The organism is Pleomorphomonas sp. NRK KF1, from assembly GCF_023721755.1.
GTDB lineage: Bacteria > Pseudomonadota > Alphaproteobacteria > Rhizobiales > Pleomorphomonadaceae > Pleomorphomonas.
On the sequence record NZ_JAMDLH010000004.1, the window covers coordinates 317,133 to 330,495 of the forward strand.

Below are 13,363 nucleotides of genomic sequence, written 5' to 3' on the forward strand. Positions count from 1 at the left end.
GATGGTGAGGCGCCCCGCCCATATCGGCCTCCCCTCTCCCTCAATCCTGCACGGTCGGCCGGATGACGATGCTGCCGATCTCCACCTCCGGCGGCTGATCGATCGCATAGGCAATCGCCTTGGCCACCGCCTCCGCCGGCAGCGCGATCTCCTGCATCCGTGCCATCATCGCCTCCTTGATCGGCCCTTCCGGCATGGAATCGCCGAGGTTGGTGGAAACGAAGCCGGGGGAAATCTCCGTCACCCGCAGACCCGATGTCGACTCCTGCCGCAGCGCCTCGGTCAGCGTCCTGACGGCGTTTTTGGTGGCGGCGTAAAGGCCCATGGCCGGCCCGACCTTGAGGCCGGCCGTCGACACCACGTTGACGATGTGGCCGCCGCCCGTCTCGAAGGCCGGCAGCGCGGCGGCGATGCCGTTGAGCACGCCGCGCAAGTTGACATCGATCATCGCCTCCCACTCGGCCACCTTCCCCTCGTCGAGGCGCGACAGCGGCGCGATGCCGGCATTGTTGACCATCACGTCGAGCCGACCGAACCGCTCGACGGCGCGCCCCACCAGCGCCGCCACCGCCTCCGCCTGGGTCACGTCGGTGACCCGATGGTCCGCCGCGCCGCCCTCGGCCCGGATGCGCTCCGCCACCCCGGCGATCTCCGCCTCCCGACGCGCGCCCAGCACCACCTTGGCGCCCAATGATCCGAGATGCAGCGCCGTGGCGCGGCCGATGCCGCTGCCGGCGCCGGTGATGACGACGACCTTGTTCGCGATGGTCATGGCTTCACTCCGTATCGCTGATAACCTGATTCTGATATCAATGATAACATGAAGCCGCTATCAACGCTACCCACTCTCCGCTGCCAGTGATATTCTCGGAGCCATGGAGAGTGAATCCGACGATACATCCGCCCGCAGCCGCATCCTCGAAGCGGCCGAAGCGCTGCTCCGCTCCGGTGGGGCGGCGGCGGTGACCACGCGCGCCGTGGCGGCGGCGGCCGGCGTGCAGGCGCCCACCCTTTATCGCCTGTTCCAAGACAAGCAGGGCCTCCTCGACGCCACCGCCGAACACGGCCTGTGGAAATACGTGGCGGCCAAATCGACGCGCCAGCAATCGGCCGACCCGCTGGAAAACTTCCGCCGCGCCTTCGACCTTCACGTCGCCTTCGGCGTCGACAACCCGGCCCTCCACGCCATCCTCACCGCCCCGCGCATGCCGCCCGCCTCCACAAGCGGCACGAGCCTCGGCGTGCTCCGCCACTTCGTGCGGGCGCTGGCCGCCGCCGGCCGTCTCAGGATGGAGGAAGCCCGCGCGACAGCGCTCATCCAGGCCGTCGCCACCGGCACCGTCATGACGCTCAACGCCATGCCGCCCGAAGCGCGCGACATGAGCCTCGCCACCACCGCCCGCGAAACCCTGATCGCTGCCATCACCGCGACCGCCCCCGCGCCAGCCGACGCCCCCGAAGTCGCCGCCATCACCCTCCGCGCCAACCTCGACACCCTCACCGCCCTCAGCCCCGGCGAACGCCAGCTGATGGCCGAATGGCTCGACCGCATCGCCGGCGCCGACAAGCTTCGGTCGCCGCGATCGCCCGATATCAGCCCCTCGCTCCGCCCTGCCTGAGGTCCTGCGCCTTCGCGCAGGATGACAGCCTTATATATTTGTTTTCATTCATATAGTTTGTCATCCTGCGCGAAGGCGCAGGACCTCGGGACGAGAAATCTCAAGGCCGCTATCGGGCTCCCCCGTCATCCCCAACCTCAAAGCCGTCCGCCGGTTTCCCGACGGACGGCCGCGATCTCGGGCGCGAAGTTGTCACCGCTCATTCTCGACACCGGCAGGCCGATCAGGAGGACGCCGACCACGAGAGCCGCAGCGTTTCCTCGGAAAACTGCTGGCAGCTCCAGGCCTGATAGCCGGCGTCGCTCCTTCGGCCTCGGATCAGCCTTCGATGGAACATCCGCGCCGGGTCGGCCGTTCTTCACGATCAACCGACCGTCGCCACCCGGTCGCCGCTTGAAAAGCCGCGAATCGTAACTTACAAAGTTACATGAAATCCGCCGCCAGCCCCCGGAAAGCCTCAACCGAAAGCCTCACCCGAAAGCCCCACCAAAAAGCCCGACCCAGGAGCCCCCCATGCAGCATGATGTCGTCATCGTCGGCGGCGCCTTTGCCGGCCTCGCCGCCGCCACCTATCTCGGCCGCGCCCGCCGCGACGTGGTGGTGATCGACGCCGGCCAGCCGCGCAACCGCTTCGCCAGCGCCTCGCACGGCTTCCTCGGCTTCGACGGCAGCGCCCCGCGCGACATCCTCGCGACGGCGCGCCAGCAACTCGCCACCTATCCCACCGTGCGCGTCATCGACGGCGAGGCGGTGGCGGCCGAGGCGACGGGCGGCGGCTTTGCCTTCACCCTCGCCACCGGCGAGACGATCTCCTCCCACCTCGCCATCCTCGCCTTCGGCCTGCGCGACCGGCTCGATCCCATCCCCGGCCTCTGGGAGCGCTGGGGCAAGACGGTGCTGCACTGCCCTTATTGCCACGGCTTCGAGTTCTCGGACCGCAAGCTCGGCGTGCTCTGGCGGACGCCGATGTCCGCCCATCAGGCCTGCCTCGTCGCCGAATGGGGGCCGACCACGCTGTTCACGAACGGCGCCGACCTCGACGCCGACGCGGCGGCGATGCTGGAGAGGCGCGGAGTCGCCGTGGAGCCGGCGCGGCTGGCCGAGTTCGTCGGCGACGGCCCGCAGATGACGGCGGCCATCATGGAAGACGGCCGCGACGTGCCGGTGGACGCGCTCTACGTGTCGCCCTATTCCACCCTCGGAAGCCCCATCGCCGCCGAGCTCGGCGCCACCGTCGAGGACGGCCCGCTGGGCGAGATCGTCACCACCGACGCCGAACGCAAGACCACCGTCCCCGGCCTCTACGCCGCCGGCGACATCGCCCACGCGCCGCACAGCGTCAGCCTCGCCGTCGCCGACGGCGCCACCGCCGCCCTCTCCGTCCATCGCGCGCTGGTGTTCGGCTGATGTCGCCCTTCAACGATCCCGCCGTCGTCGCCGGCTATGCCGAGGCGACGCCGAAGAAGGTGCCCGGCCTTGCCGATCTCCACCGCATGGCCGCCATCCTGCTGGCCGAGCGCGCGCCCGACACAGGGGAGATCCTGGTCGTCGGGGCCGGCGGCGGCCTGGAGCTCCGCGCCTTCGCGGAAGGCCAGCCCGGCTGGCGTTTCCTGGGCGTCGACCCGTCCGCCGGCATGCTCGATCTCGCCCGCCACATGCTCGGCCCGCACGCCGGCCGCGCCGACCTCCGGCTGGGCACCGTCGACGCCGCCCCATCCGGCCCGTTCGACGGCGCCACCTGCCTCCTGACCCTGCATTTCCTCGACCGCGACGAACGCCTGCGCACGTTGCGCGAGATCCACCGCCGCCTCCGCCCCGGCGCGGCCCTGGTGGTCGCCCACCACAGCGCCGCCCCCGGCGCCGACCTCACCCGCTGGCTCTCCCGCTCGCTCGCCTTCGCCGGCAACCCCACCCCGGACGCCGCCGCCCAGATGGCCCGGCACCTGCCGGCCCTGACGACGGAGGAAGACGAAGCCCTGCTCCGCGACGCCGGCTTCTCCGAAATCGCCCTCTTCTACGCCGCCTTCTCGTTCCGGGGATGGGTGGCGGTGGCGTGAGAAACGCGCCGCAAATGCATTGACAGGTCATGGATAAATACCCATAATTGACCCATAACTTTGCCGCCTCTCACTCCCAAGCGGTGCTTCTTTGTTGGCTTCACAAAGAAGGACCTGGTGGCCCTGCCGGAAGAGGTGAGGCGGCATTTCGGTCATGCGTTTCACCTCGTGCAGTGCGGTGAAGAACCTCTGGACGCCAAGGCGCTGAAGGGTTTCGGAGGACGCTCCGTTCTTGAGATCGTCGAAGATCACGACAGCGACACGTTCAGGGCTGTCTACACCGTCCGTTTCGTCGAGGCCGTCTACGTGCTTCATGTCTTCCAGAAGAAATCGAAAAAGGGCGCGGAGACACCGAAACACGAGATCGACCTGATCAAGCAACGACTGCGCGATGCCGAAGAGCATTATCGCCAGCACTTCAACAAAGGAGGGCGCTAGCCATGACAACAGAGCAAGAGCCTGCGATCGTTGAGGCCGGCAGCGGCAACATCTTCGCCGATCTGGAGCTTCCCGACGCGGGGGAAGCCATGCTCAAGTCGCAGATCGTCGTCGTGCTGCATCGGCTCATCAAGGCGCGGAAGCTGACGCAATCCGCTGCCGCCAAGCGGCTCGGCATCGGCCAGCCCGACCTGTCGCACATTCTCCGCGGCAACTTTCGCGGCTGGTCGGTGGAGCGTCTGATGCGCATGCTCACCGCCTTCGATCAAGACGTGGAAATCATCGTCCGTCCGCACGACCGGGCCGGCGAAACCGGCAGCATCCGGCTGAACGCTGTCGTGGCGCTCTGACGGATGAGATGGGCGAGCCCCGCCTGACTTGTCGCCATCGGCCGATATACCCCTCGTCGCCCCATCCTGCCCGAGGTCCACCTTGCATTCGCGCGCGAATGCAAGCGGCCTTCGCAGAGGAAGACAGCTCTATATTGAGAAAAACTGGACAACCGATGACAACCTGCCAGCCTTTACGACGCCTCTCCGGAGCCCGAAAACTCTATCTATTTGTTAAGACGCAATTCCGGACGCAAAATCGGCACCCACTTTTGCTGGAACTGCTCTAATATATTGTTTTGTATCACTTTCCTGTCATCCTCTGCGAAGGCAGAGGACCTCGGGCAGAAGGGGGCAATCGGCCGCTATCAGGCTCCCCGATCAGCCCGCACCGGCTCCGCCCCTCACTCCCCTACCCCCCTCACCAGAATGAAGTTCTCGTGCCGCTCCCCCTCCAGCTCGAAGTCGCGCGAGCCCTGGCGGCGGAAGCCTTGCGCCTCGTAAAACCGGAGGGCCGGCGTGTTTTCGTGGTTGACGGCCAGCCAGAACCTCTCAAGCCCCCGCGCCCGGCAAAGGCCCGCCGCCTCTGCGAGAAGGCCCGCGCCGATACCCTGCCGTGCATGCCGCGACCGGACGTAGAGCGTGGCGATCTCGCCGGTGACGCCGGGTACTGTCGGGCAGGCGGCCTCGAAATCCAGCCGGAGATAGCCGAGGAGATATGGGCCGCGCTCGCACTTCAGCACGGCCCCGCGCGGATCGGCGACATGGCCCACGAACCGCTCCACGGTGAACTCGTTGAGCACGTAGTCCGAAAAGGCCTGGCGGATGCCGTCCCGCCCATAGGTGTGCAGCCACACCTCGATGGAGAGGGCGGCGAGGTTGGCGGCGTCAGCGGGGCCGGCAAGGCCGTAGCGAAGGTCCATTCCCGGTCTCCCTCGGTCGAAAGCGGAGCCGGTTATACGCCAGGGCTTGCGCGAGAAACAAAGCCTCCCTACCGCCCCGCCGCCACCGCCTGCCCGGCGCCTTCAGCCAGTCGCGCGGGTTGGCCGGCGACTGCACGGTGAGGATATGGACGTCCGAGCGCTCAACCGGCAGCATCTCGTCGGTCAGGTTGTCGAGCACGTAGAACTCGGGCCCGAGACGGACGACCAGCACCGCGTGGAGCTGCCCCTTGGCCACCCCCACGGCGACGCGCGCCTCGTCGCTGCCGAGCCCGGCGGCGATCAGCCGGTGGCGCTTGGTCATCACGTAGTCGTCGCAGTCGCCCTCGCTCGGCGCCAAGAGCCAGACGTCCTTGCCCTCCGGCTCCACCACCGGGCGGATCTCGCCGTTGACCGCGCGGTTGATCCTGTCGATCTCGTCAAAGCCCAGGCTGCGCGTTGCCGCCACCGGCTGGCACTCGGCCGCCGTGACGGCGCACATGTCGTAAAAGCCGTTCGGGCCGGCCGCCTGGGCCGCGTAAAGCCCGGCAAGGAGAGCGAGAACAGAGGTCAAGAAACACCCCCGCGGATCAGTCCGTCACAAAAGTGGACTTGGTGAGTAAACTTGACGCATCGCAGCCGACCCAACTATCGGGAAGAAACCGAATCCGGCTCACTACGTGGACCGGCTGGTGGATGGGGCGATGTCTTCTCCGGGCACGTCATCCCGCGAGCGCTTCCGAGCGTCGTTGCTCCAGTTAGCCGTCTAGATTGGTTAACGCTTCGTTAAACGGGCGAGCTTGGGCCGCCGAGACGGCAATATGTCTCGATTTTGCCGGAAGGTGTGGCAGCGGCGCACGGAAAGTGGCGGATATACTTGAGCGGGGGCGAGTGAGGTAAGTACAGGTGGGGGGATGAGCGGGGGATTGCGCGCCCTCGATGAATGGGCGCCCAAGGGTGCCCGATATCGGCGTACCGCCCCTTCCTGCCTGAGGTCCTCGCCTTCGCAAGGATGACAATTTATATATAGGAGTCAGTGGGATAAGCGTTGCGAGAAGCCCCCAAACGCCATCACTGTCATGCTGCGGAGTATGGCGCTCGCAGGTTCAGGCGCGCCGCTATCCGCCTGTATCATTTATATAAATTGTCATCCTTGCGAAGGCGAGGACCTCAGGCAGAACGGAGCGAGCGGCCTATATAAGTCTCCCTTGCACACCCCTCGCGTTTCCGCAAAGCTCGCCGCATGAATCCGGGCTGGGTCTACATCGTCACCAACAAGCCGCAGGGCGTGCTCTACGTCGGCGTCACTTCCGATCTGGAGGGGCGCATCTGGGAGCATCGCAACCACGTCTTTCGTGGCTTCACCGACAGCTACAACTGCACGCGGCTGGTCTGGTACGAAGACTACGACGAGATCGTCGACGCCATCGCGCGCGAAAAGCAGGTGAAGCACTGGAAGCGCGAGTGGAAGATCAAGGCGATCGAGGAGATGAACCCAGGGTGGGAGGATCTGTTCGAGACGATCATGTGGTGAAGGGGAGAGCTATCGGCGTTGGTGCGGTTCGTGGGAGACCTATATCAGCGTACCGCCCCTTCCTGCCTGAGGTCCTCGCCTGCGCAAGGATGACAGAATTATATATATGTACCAATCGGATAGCGGTGCGCCTCTCTCACGAGATGCCATGCCCGCGCGTGGCTGGCGATAGCGCGAAGGAAGCTTGAGAAGCGGCTTATCCCAATGTTTCCTCTATATAAATCGTCATCCTTGCGAAGGCGAGGACCTCAGGCCGAAAGAGGCACGCGGCCAATATAGGGCACCGCTCCCCCATAAAAGCTCAGGCGGGCCGAAGCCCGCCTGTCTCATTCATCCTTGTCTCATTCGCCCAAGTCCCCCGGCAGCCAATCGGGCGGGGGGCCGCCGAGGGCTTCGGTCAGGCCGTTGCCTTCGGGGGCGTCGGGCGCGGTTGCCGCCTTCGGCTTTCTCCCGCGCTTGCGCGGGGTTGCGGCGGCTTCGCCCTCGCCATCCGGAGGAGGCGGCGTCTCTCCCTCCGCTTCCACCCACGACGGCTTCAGCCCGTCCCGCATCAGCGCGTCGGGGAGATCGAACACCTCCCCGGCGTCGCGGATCTTGCCGCCGAAGTAGCCCTTGCGGACGGCGGTGACGCGCATCAGATGGCCACTCCGTTGGACTGCACGCCGGCCACCACGCCGGCGGTGATCTTGCCGGTGGTCGGCGCCGTGCCGGTGACGGTGTACTTGAGGCGGCCGTACTGCAGGGTCAGGCCGCGCGGCAGGCCGTCGCAGGCGACCTGCGAGCCGGCCTTCAGCTTGGCGAGCGGCACGGTGGCGAGCGGGATGACGCGGTCGGGCGTAAACGTCGTGGTGCTGTCGAGCTCCAGGTCGATCTGAAGCGAGGTGAGGTTGTTGAAGTCCTCCACCACCTGCACCAGCAGCGCCACGTCGTCGCCCTTGCCGACGTCGAGGTTGCGCGTGGCCGGCGAGATCGGGCCGAAGTCGATGGTGTTGGTGGAGGCGGCCGTCGCGGTCACCGCCTGAGCGTCCGAGAACAGCGCCTGAGTGTCCAGGATCATGTTGGATTCCTTGAAAAATTAGGCTCGGGAAGCGCCCGTCGCAACGGGTGCAGGAGTGGCAAAGTCTGAGATCGAAACTCGCTGGGGCGCGGCAGATGGCGACGCGTTCGAGAACCGGAGCGGAGCGGACGTTGAGGTCCGTGAGCACCGGAAGCGCAGAACGCTAAGCCAAGGCATTCGCCCGAAAAGTTGCAGACTTTTCGGATCAGACGAATGCCAGTGCTGCCCGCCCCAGTAGAGTTTCGGCTCAGACGGTCAGCCGGCGTAAGCGGGGAGAGCCGCTTCCGTGTTCAGCAGTGCATCCGTTTCGCGGATCGGAATGCCGCGATAGGTCAGCACTTCCTTGCCCTCGACGCTGTCGCGCTTGAGGCCCGGCGCGTTGTAGTTGGCCGTGCCGGCATTGGTGATGAGCGACCGGTCGGACGACTGGGCGTCCAGCACTTCCAGCACATCGCGGTTCATGTAGATGGCGATGCGGCTCGACGTGGCGTTCAGCCGGCGCGACTGCAGGCGATAGTAGGCCTCGCGCAGGAGCTTCCAGATGTCCACCGACCCCGCCATCATGTCGGAGACGTCGATATTGGCGATGCGGGCGTTGTAGCGCCAGTCCTTCACGAACATGCCGACGTGCCAGGAGAACAGCGTCGACTTGACGTAGAACTTGTTGCCGGCCGCATCCAGCGTCACTTCCTCGCCCTTGTCGGCCACCTGAACGCCGGTGGGGATGCCCTCGGGCGTCAGCAGCGACGTCGCGTGGTCGCCCCAGGTGACGAACCAGATGGAGGTGTTGTCGGCGCCGCGGCCGCCGCCGTCGATCACCTGTCCGGCGGCGACGTTGGGCTTGGTGGCGTTGGGGCCGTCGTAATAGGCGTTGTAGCGGGCGGCGAGGCCCTTGAACTTCTCCGGCGTGGTAGCGACGTCGTGATAGAAGATGCCGGTCGCCATCTCCTGGTTCATGGCTTCGAGGAACGGCGCGCTGTCGACGAGGCGCTGCTTGGCGGCATCCTTGGCGAGCGCCAAGAGGCGCACGTCGATCTCCGAGCGCGCCTCCAGGAAGCCGGTGGTGTCGTCCACCTGCTGCACGGTGGCCTTCGACTGCGGCACGCCCTTGTAGAGGCGGCCCCAGGCGACGGACGGCAGGCCGGTGCGGATCATGTGGCGATGGATGGCCTGCTGGTTGCAGACGGTGACCATCGCGTCGTCCAGCACCGGATTCTGCTGCGACAGGATTTCGAGAACCGTGCCCTCGGCGCTCTGCTTCTGCGCGTCGATCAGGTTCGGGTAGTAGGTGCCAACGGTGGCCATGTGTCATTTACCCCTTGGGCTTGTCGCTCGGGAACAGCAGGTGGGCGGCATCAACGGGGCGTCCTGCCCCTGCCCCGCCGCTCTCCGGCCGGTCTTCGGCGATCGCGCTTCCGACGCGCGCCATGAACCGGATAACTTCCGGGTGGTTTCCGCCGCCACTTTCGGTGAGGAAGGTGCGCAGCCCCGGCGTGCCGAAGCGGGCGAGCGCCCCCTGCGCGGTGGCCACCGAGGCGTCCCAGCGGGCGCCGCCGATCTCCTGGTCCTTCTTGGCCGAGGCGATCCAGCCGGTCTGAATGTCGGCCCACTCATGGGCGCCGGCGGACGCTTCCGCCTGCCGATGGGCGGCGAGCGCCCCGGCCAGCGCCTGCGCCTGGCCGCGCGTCAGGCCGATGTCTTTCAGGACAGGCTGCATCGCCTCGGCCAGCTTCTCGTCCATCGCCATGCCCTCGGGCAGGTCGAAGTCGTAGCGGCCGTCTTCCGGGACTTCGTCGGCGGGGTTGGGGGCGTCGGTCTCCGGCGCCTCGCCCTCGGGCGATGAGGCCTCGCCCTCGGCGGGCGCGGCCTCGCTCGGGAACATCAGGCTTTCCGGCTGTACTCCGCCGACTGGCGCCGCGCCGGCATCGCCGCCGTCGCCCATGCCGTCACCCTCGGGCGCGAACGCCGCGCCAACCATCCATCGATCAAGCATATTCCCCATCCTCGCTCGGTTTGCCGCCGGCCACGCGGGCGGCCCGTTCCAGTTCCCTCGCTTCGCCGCGTTCCAGCAGCAGGCGCGGGTAGAGCCGCGCGTCCACCAGATCGAGCTTCTGCAGGATTTCGAGGCCCAGGGACTGCCGCCCCAGGCGATAGCGCTCGGCCGCCTCGCTGCCGGCATCGAAGGCATTGGCGTAGAGCCCGGCCCGGCCGAGCAGCCAGAACACCACCCGCTTGCCCTCGGCCGTTTCCATCATCAGCCGGAAAGCCTCCCGCAGATCGGCCTCCTCCTCGGCAGCGTGTTTCCGCGCCTCAACATCCCGCGCCTCACGCGCTTGGAACTCATCGAGCATCACAAAGATATCCTGTTGATTTTAGGAGGTTAAATCGCGCAATCCGGCATGGGCGCCATTCGGACGCGCCCTATAGTAGCCACTCACCCAGTTCTGCCCGAGGTCCTGCGCCTTCGCGCAGGATGACAGGAAATTGATATTTTGGAACAAGCGGTTAGGTGGGCGCCCCTTCCCATAAAGCTGTCATCCTGTGCGAAGGCGCAGGACCTCAGGAAGGTAGAGCTCTCCGGCCGATATCGGTCTCCCTTACGAACCCCCAATCCCCAGCTGCGCCATCAACTGCTGCGCCGCTGCCGGATCCACACCGGCCTCCTTCCCGGCCCGCACCGCATCCGCTCCAGCCGAAATCGCCGGCGCCACCGTCTTCGCCATCTGGGCCATCTTCGCCTGCTGCTCCGCCTCGGCCCGCGCCGCCCGCGCTTCCTGCACCTTGTCGTCGGGCACCACGATGGCCGCCGGGGCGCCGATCAGGTCGGCGTAGACGTCGATCGACTGGTTGGCATCGAGCTTGTCCAGCACCTCCGGCTTCATCGCCGCCCACTGGCTGGCGAAGCCGACGAGCCGTTCCACGGCGCCTGTCGCCACCGCCTTCTGCGCCTGGGCCAGCGTCGAGATGTATTCCACCGCGAGGCGCTGGTTCTGGATCTCGCGCGGCGGCGGCGGGAACAGGTTGCGCTTCAACCCGATCTCGAAGGCCCGGTCGACGCACGGCTCCAGCTGGTTGTTGTAGATGTTCTCCAGCACCGGCCCGAGCGCCAGCAGCTTCTCTTCCTTGCGCTCGGCGATTTCCATCTGGTTGCGCGGCTGCACGCCCTCCATGTTGGAAAGCATCAGGAACAGGTCGGCGTAAAAGCCGGTGGCGATGCGCTGCCGCGTCTCGGCAATGTCCTGGAGCAGCGGTCCGATCTGCGGCGACGCTTCCATCACCGGGCGCAATCCCTTCCCCGTCGGGTCGTCGACGAAGGTGACGGCGCCCGGCAGAAGCGACATCGGGTTGCCGTTCAGCGAGGTCGGCCCCTGCAACGGCGGCCGGGCCAATTTCGCGATCACCTCCAGCTTGTCGCGCACCATGGCCTGCAGCGACTTGACGTCGCCGATGGTGTCCATGCCGGGCGACTGCGCCCAGCTGTCGTCGCCGCAGACGAGCCACGGCGGACAGATGATCGGGTTGCTGTCGAAGCCGCTTTCCTCCAGCAGGCCGTCGCCGCTCGAACCGGCGCCGCCATTGACCTCCCAGTAGTTGGAGAGGAAGGGCTTGTTGCGCTTGTCGATCTTCTGCGGGTCGCGGCCGACGCGCGGCTCGATGGCGTGCCAGATGTCGAAGGTCTGGTCGTAGCGCCCCGCGTCATAGGCCGAGCGGATCGACGACGAGATCGTATCCAGCCCGAACCGCCTGACGATCTTCTCCACCGACCACCTGAGCATTCGGTAAAGCGTCGTCGCCCGGCCCTCGGCGTCGCGGGCGATCCAGAAGCGGCCATGCAGCAGCTGGATCATGTGCAGCGGGTCGTCGCCGCCCTCGATCAATATGCCGCAGGACTGGCCGAACAGGCCGATGTCGCCGTAGCCCTCGTGGAAGGCGGTGTAGACGTTGGAGCGCTGGAACATCCGCCGCTCGATCGCCTCCACCTCGTCCACCCACAGCTTCACCGGGCCCCATTCGCGCAGCTCCGGATCGACGGTGGCGAAGCGGAACCAGGGACGGGCCGGCGACGTCAGGCCGGAGTGCATGCCGGAGGCCAGCGTCCGCCAGGCGAAGGTGCCGGAGGGGTCGAGAATGCGCTTGCGCGAGATCGCCCGCTCGTTGGCCGCTTCCAGGCGCAGCCGGTGCGGCGCCACGAAATCGGCAAGGCCCGTCCAGGTGGATTCCCACGGCTGGCGAACCCGCTTCAGCTCCTCGGCCCGGCGGCGGTGATACTGGACCTGCGTTTCATTGGCGCGCGCTTCCATTACACCCCCAAGAGCACGGATTTCTGGGTATTCGCACTATCGAGAACCCCATTGGCACTGGTGAGGATGGTCGACGCCCCCGCCCTCAGCCGGTCGGTCGCCCGCCGCGCCGCCGCCGTCTGAATGGCGCCGTTATCCGGCTCCTGCGCCTGCGCCGAGGTCTTGTATTGCTCCACCTTGGGAGTGGACGAGGAAAGGCACATGGATCATAGCCCCGCGTATGGATCGTACCTCTCGTCCATACGGCGGGTGGGGTTTCCGAGGTGCGGTTGGCAGGCGGCGGTAGCGCTTGCAAGGCATTTGCGATAGGCAGGGCGCCAATCATCGCGGGGAGCGAACCATGCTGGTCAGATCGGCGCGCATCATGCGCGATCACTACCTCCTCTACCTTCTGCTGGCGCTCCTGATCGTCGGCTGGGAGGCGCTGATCGGCCTCGGGCTGTTCGCCGAGCCGGGGCACGTCGGCGAAATCGTCGCCTGCCTCTATCTCTCCACCAACCTGCCGTTTCTGGTGCTGTTCGGCACCCCCCTGACCCGCGCCGCCGGCTTCACCGCGCCCGGCTCCATGGCCGCCGGCTTCAAGGTGGTGCTGATCGCCGTCCTCCTCACGGCGGTCACGCTCTACGCCACCTACCGCACCACGGCGCTGATGATTTTCGGCATGTATCCGCCGCTGGCCGAACTGCTGATCGTCGCCGGCCTGCTGGTGCTGGCGCTACCGCTGATCGTCACCCTCTTCGGCAGCTGGATTCCCGCCGGCATCACGGGCAAGGGCGCCGGCCTGCACCGGGCGCTCATCCGGGGCGTGATGTCGCTCCACACGGTCTACTGGCGTCTGGTGCTGGCGCTGGTCGCCGCCTTTGTCGTCTGGCTGCTGATCATCATCGCCCACCTCGCCACTTTCGAGCTGCTGCCGACGCTGGTGACACCCGACGGCGCCCTCGACCCCATCGGCCTCGCCTGCGGCTATCTGATGGCCCTCGTCGGCCTCGCCCTGCTCACCTACGTCAACGTCGTCGTCTGCACCTGCTACGCCCGCAGCGAGGCCATCGACCTCGACGCCGCGCCGGAGGGGACAGGGACGGCGTGACCGGCGCAGGAAAAGAAT

At 66.7% G+C, this 13,363-nt stretch carries 17 protein-coding genes; 7 read left to right on the plus strand and 10 right to left on the minus strand.

Translation table 11 applies throughout. The annotated features are described in order from the left end of the window. Positions 1-40: 40 nt before the first annotated feature. Positions 41-772 carry an SDR family oxidoreductase gene (locus M4J39_RS12930; protein ID WP_251728440.1) on the minus strand — a complete coding sequence of 244 codons (732 nt, stop codon included), beginning with the start codon at positions 770-772 and terminating at the stop codon, positions 41-43. Positions 773-875: 103 nt separating this feature from the next. On the opposite strand from M4J39_RS12930, the gene M4J39_RS12935 reads away from it, so the two are divergent. The 5 genes from M4J39_RS12935 (at position 876) to M4J39_RS12955 (ending at position 4,464) form a co-directional block, all read left to right on the plus strand. Beyond that, on the plus strand, positions 876-1,619 hold the full coding sequence (locus M4J39_RS12935) for a TetR/AcrR family transcriptional regulator (protein WP_251728441.1): 744 nt from the start codon (positions 876-878) through the stop codon (positions 1,617-1,619). Between the two features lie 513 nt (positions 1,620-2,132). Continuing rightward, positions 2,133-3,026 carry an NAD(P)/FAD-dependent oxidoreductase gene (locus tag M4J39_RS12940; RefSeq protein ID WP_251728443.1) on the plus strand — a complete coding sequence of 298 codons (894 nt, stop codon included), beginning with the start codon at positions 2,133-2,135 and terminating at the stop codon, positions 3,024-3,026. Beyond that, positions 3,026-3,676 (plus strand): class I SAM-dependent methyltransferase, encoded by a 651-nt coding sequence (locus M4J39_RS12945; protein ID WP_251728445.1) that lies wholly within the window; start codon positions 3,026-3,028, stop codon positions 3,674-3,676. The genes M4J39_RS12940 and M4J39_RS12945 overlap by 1 nt, the downstream gene beginning before the upstream one ends. A 117-nt stretch (positions 3,677-3,793) precedes the next feature. Continuing rightward, on the plus strand, positions 3,794-4,114 hold the full coding sequence (locus M4J39_RS12950) for a type II toxin-antitoxin system RelE/ParE family toxin (RefSeq protein WP_251728447.1): 321 nt from the start codon (positions 3,794-3,796) through the stop codon (positions 4,112-4,114). A 2-nt stretch (positions 4,115-4,116) separates the two neighbouring features. Beyond that, positions 4,117-4,464 carry a helix-turn-helix domain-containing protein gene (locus tag M4J39_RS12955; protein ID WP_251728448.1) on the plus strand — a complete coding sequence of 116 codons (348 nt, stop codon included), beginning with the start codon at positions 4,117-4,119 and terminating at the stop codon, positions 4,462-4,464. A 383-nt stretch (positions 4,465-4,847) separates the two neighbouring features. On the opposite strand, the gene M4J39_RS12960 is transcribed toward M4J39_RS12955, so the two are convergent. Together M4J39_RS12960 and M4J39_RS12965 are read right to left on the minus strand one after the other, a co-directional pair. Then, positions 4,848-5,366, minus strand: a complete 519-nt coding sequence (locus M4J39_RS12960; protein WP_251728450.1) for a GNAT family N-acetyltransferase — start codon at positions 5,364-5,366, stop codon at positions 4,848-4,850. After that, entirely contained in the window at positions 5,332-5,937 is a 606-nt protein-coding gene (locus tag M4J39_RS12965; RefSeq protein WP_251728458.1) for a transglutaminase-like cysteine peptidase, read from the minus strand. The genes M4J39_RS12960 and M4J39_RS12965 overlap by 35 nt, the downstream gene beginning before the upstream one ends. A gap of 669 nt (positions 5,938-6,606) precedes the next feature. Between M4J39_RS12965 and M4J39_RS12970 the strand changes: the two genes are divergently transcribed. After that, the gene (locus tag M4J39_RS12970; RefSeq protein ID WP_251728460.1) at positions 6,607-6,897 is read left to right on the plus strand and encodes a GIY-YIG nuclease family protein; all 291 of its coding nucleotides are present in this window, start codon (positions 6,607-6,609) and stop codon (positions 6,895-6,897) included. Positions 6,898-7,238: 341 nt separating this feature from the next. Here M4J39_RS12970 and M4J39_RS12975 read toward each other — a convergent pair whose 3' ends face one another. The 7 genes from M4J39_RS12975 to M4J39_RS13005 form a co-directional block, all read right to left on the minus strand. After that, on the minus strand, positions 7,239-7,532 hold the full coding sequence (locus tag M4J39_RS12975) for a hypothetical protein (protein ID WP_251728461.1): 294 nt from the start codon (positions 7,530-7,532) through the stop codon (positions 7,239-7,241). Continuing rightward, positions 7,532-7,954 (minus strand): Bbp16 family capsid cement protein, encoded by a 423-nt coding sequence (locus tag M4J39_RS12980; protein ID WP_251728463.1) that lies wholly within the window; start codon positions 7,952-7,954, stop codon positions 7,532-7,534. Before M4J39_RS12980 ends, M4J39_RS12975 begins: the two co-directional genes overlap by 1 nt. Positions 7,955-8,209: 255 nt before the next feature. Beyond that, positions 8,210-9,259, minus strand: coding sequence for a major capsid protein (locus M4J39_RS12985; RefSeq protein ID WP_251728465.1), 1,050 nt, complete (start codon positions 9,257-9,259; stop codon positions 8,210-8,212). 7 nt (positions 9,260-9,266) lie between these two features. After that, positions 9,267-9,947 carry a hypothetical protein gene (locus tag M4J39_RS12990; protein ID WP_251728467.1) on the minus strand — a complete coding sequence of 227 codons (681 nt, stop codon included), beginning with the start codon at positions 9,945-9,947 and terminating at the stop codon, positions 9,267-9,269. Continuing rightward, a complete protein-coding gene (locus M4J39_RS12995; protein WP_251728469.1) occupies positions 9,940-10,305 on the minus strand; it encodes a hypothetical protein in 366 nt (121 codons plus the stop codon). Before M4J39_RS12995 ends, M4J39_RS12990 begins: the two co-directional genes overlap by 8 nt. 246 nt (positions 10,306-10,551) lie before the next feature. Then, on the minus strand, positions 10,552-12,255 hold the full coding sequence (locus tag M4J39_RS13000; RefSeq protein ID WP_251728470.1) for a portal protein: 1,704 nt from the start codon (positions 12,253-12,255) through the stop codon (positions 10,552-10,554). Beyond that, on the minus strand, positions 12,255-12,458 hold the full coding sequence (locus M4J39_RS13005) for a hypothetical protein (protein WP_251728472.1): 204 nt from the start codon (positions 12,456-12,458) through the stop codon (positions 12,255-12,257). Before M4J39_RS13005 ends, M4J39_RS13000 begins: the two co-directional genes overlap by 1 nt. 137 nt (positions 12,459-12,595) lie before the next feature. Here M4J39_RS13005 and M4J39_RS13010 point away from each other — a divergent pair, with 137 nt between their 5' ends. Further along, positions 12,596-13,345: a hypothetical protein gene (locus M4J39_RS13010; RefSeq protein ID WP_251728474.1), complete on the plus strand. Its 750-nt coding sequence runs from the start codon at positions 12,596-12,598 to the stop codon at positions 13,343-13,345. The last annotated feature ends 18 nt before the right edge of the window (positions 13,346-13,363 follow it).

Coding starts and splice junctions, on each gene's coding strand:
- M4J39_RS12930 (WP_251728440.1), bottom strand. CDS start 772: ATGACCATCGCGAACAAGGTCGTCGTCATCACCGGCGCCGGCAGCGGC.
- M4J39_RS12975 (WP_251728461.1), bottom strand. CDS start 7,532: ATGCGCGTCACCGCCGTCCGCAAGGGCTACTTCGGCGGCAAGATCCGC.
- M4J39_RS13005 (WP_251728472.1), bottom strand. CDS start 12,458: ATGTGCCTTTCCTCGTCCACTCCCAAGGTGGAGCAATACAAGACCTCG.
- M4J39_RS13000 (WP_251728470.1), bottom strand. CDS start 12,255: ATGGAAGCGCGCGCCAATGAAACGCAGGTCCAGTATCACCGCCGCCGG.
- M4J39_RS13010 (WP_251728474.1), top strand. CDS start 12,596: ATGCTGGTCAGATCGGCGCGCATCATGCGCGATCACTACCTCCTCTAC.
- M4J39_RS12940 (WP_251728443.1), top strand. CDS start 2,133: ATGCAGCATGATGTCGTCATCGTCGGCGGCGCCTTTGCCGGCCTCGCC.
- M4J39_RS12955 (WP_251728448.1), top strand. CDS start 4,117: ATGACAACAGAGCAAGAGCCTGCGATCGTTGAGGCCGGCAGCGGCAAC.
- M4J39_RS12960 (WP_251728450.1), bottom strand. CDS start 5,366: ATGGACCTTCGCTACGGCCTTGCCGGCCCCGCTGACGCCGCCAACCTC.
- M4J39_RS12985 (WP_251728465.1), bottom strand. CDS start 9,259: ATGGCCACCGTTGGCACCTACTACCCGAACCTGATCGACGCGCAGAAG.
- M4J39_RS12980 (WP_251728463.1), bottom strand. CDS start 7,954: ATGATCCTGGACACTCAGGCGCTGTTCTCGGACGCTCAGGCGGTGACC.
- M4J39_RS12935 (WP_251728441.1), top strand. CDS start 876: ATGGAGAGTGAATCCGACGATACATCCGCCCGCAGCCGCATCCTCGAA.
- M4J39_RS12990 (WP_251728467.1), bottom strand. CDS start 9,947: ATGCTTGATCGATGGATGGTTGGCGCGGCGTTCGCGCCCGAGGGTGAC.
- M4J39_RS12970 (WP_251728460.1), top strand. CDS start 6,607: ATGAATCCGGGCTGGGTCTACATCGTCACCAACAAGCCGCAGGGCGTG.
- M4J39_RS12945 (WP_251728445.1), top strand. CDS start 3,026: ATGTCGCCCTTCAACGATCCCGCCGTCGTCGCCGGCTATGCCGAGGCG.
- M4J39_RS12995 (WP_251728469.1), bottom strand. CDS start 10,305: ATGCTCGATGAGTTCCAAGCGCGTGAGGCGCGGGATGTTGAGGCGCGG.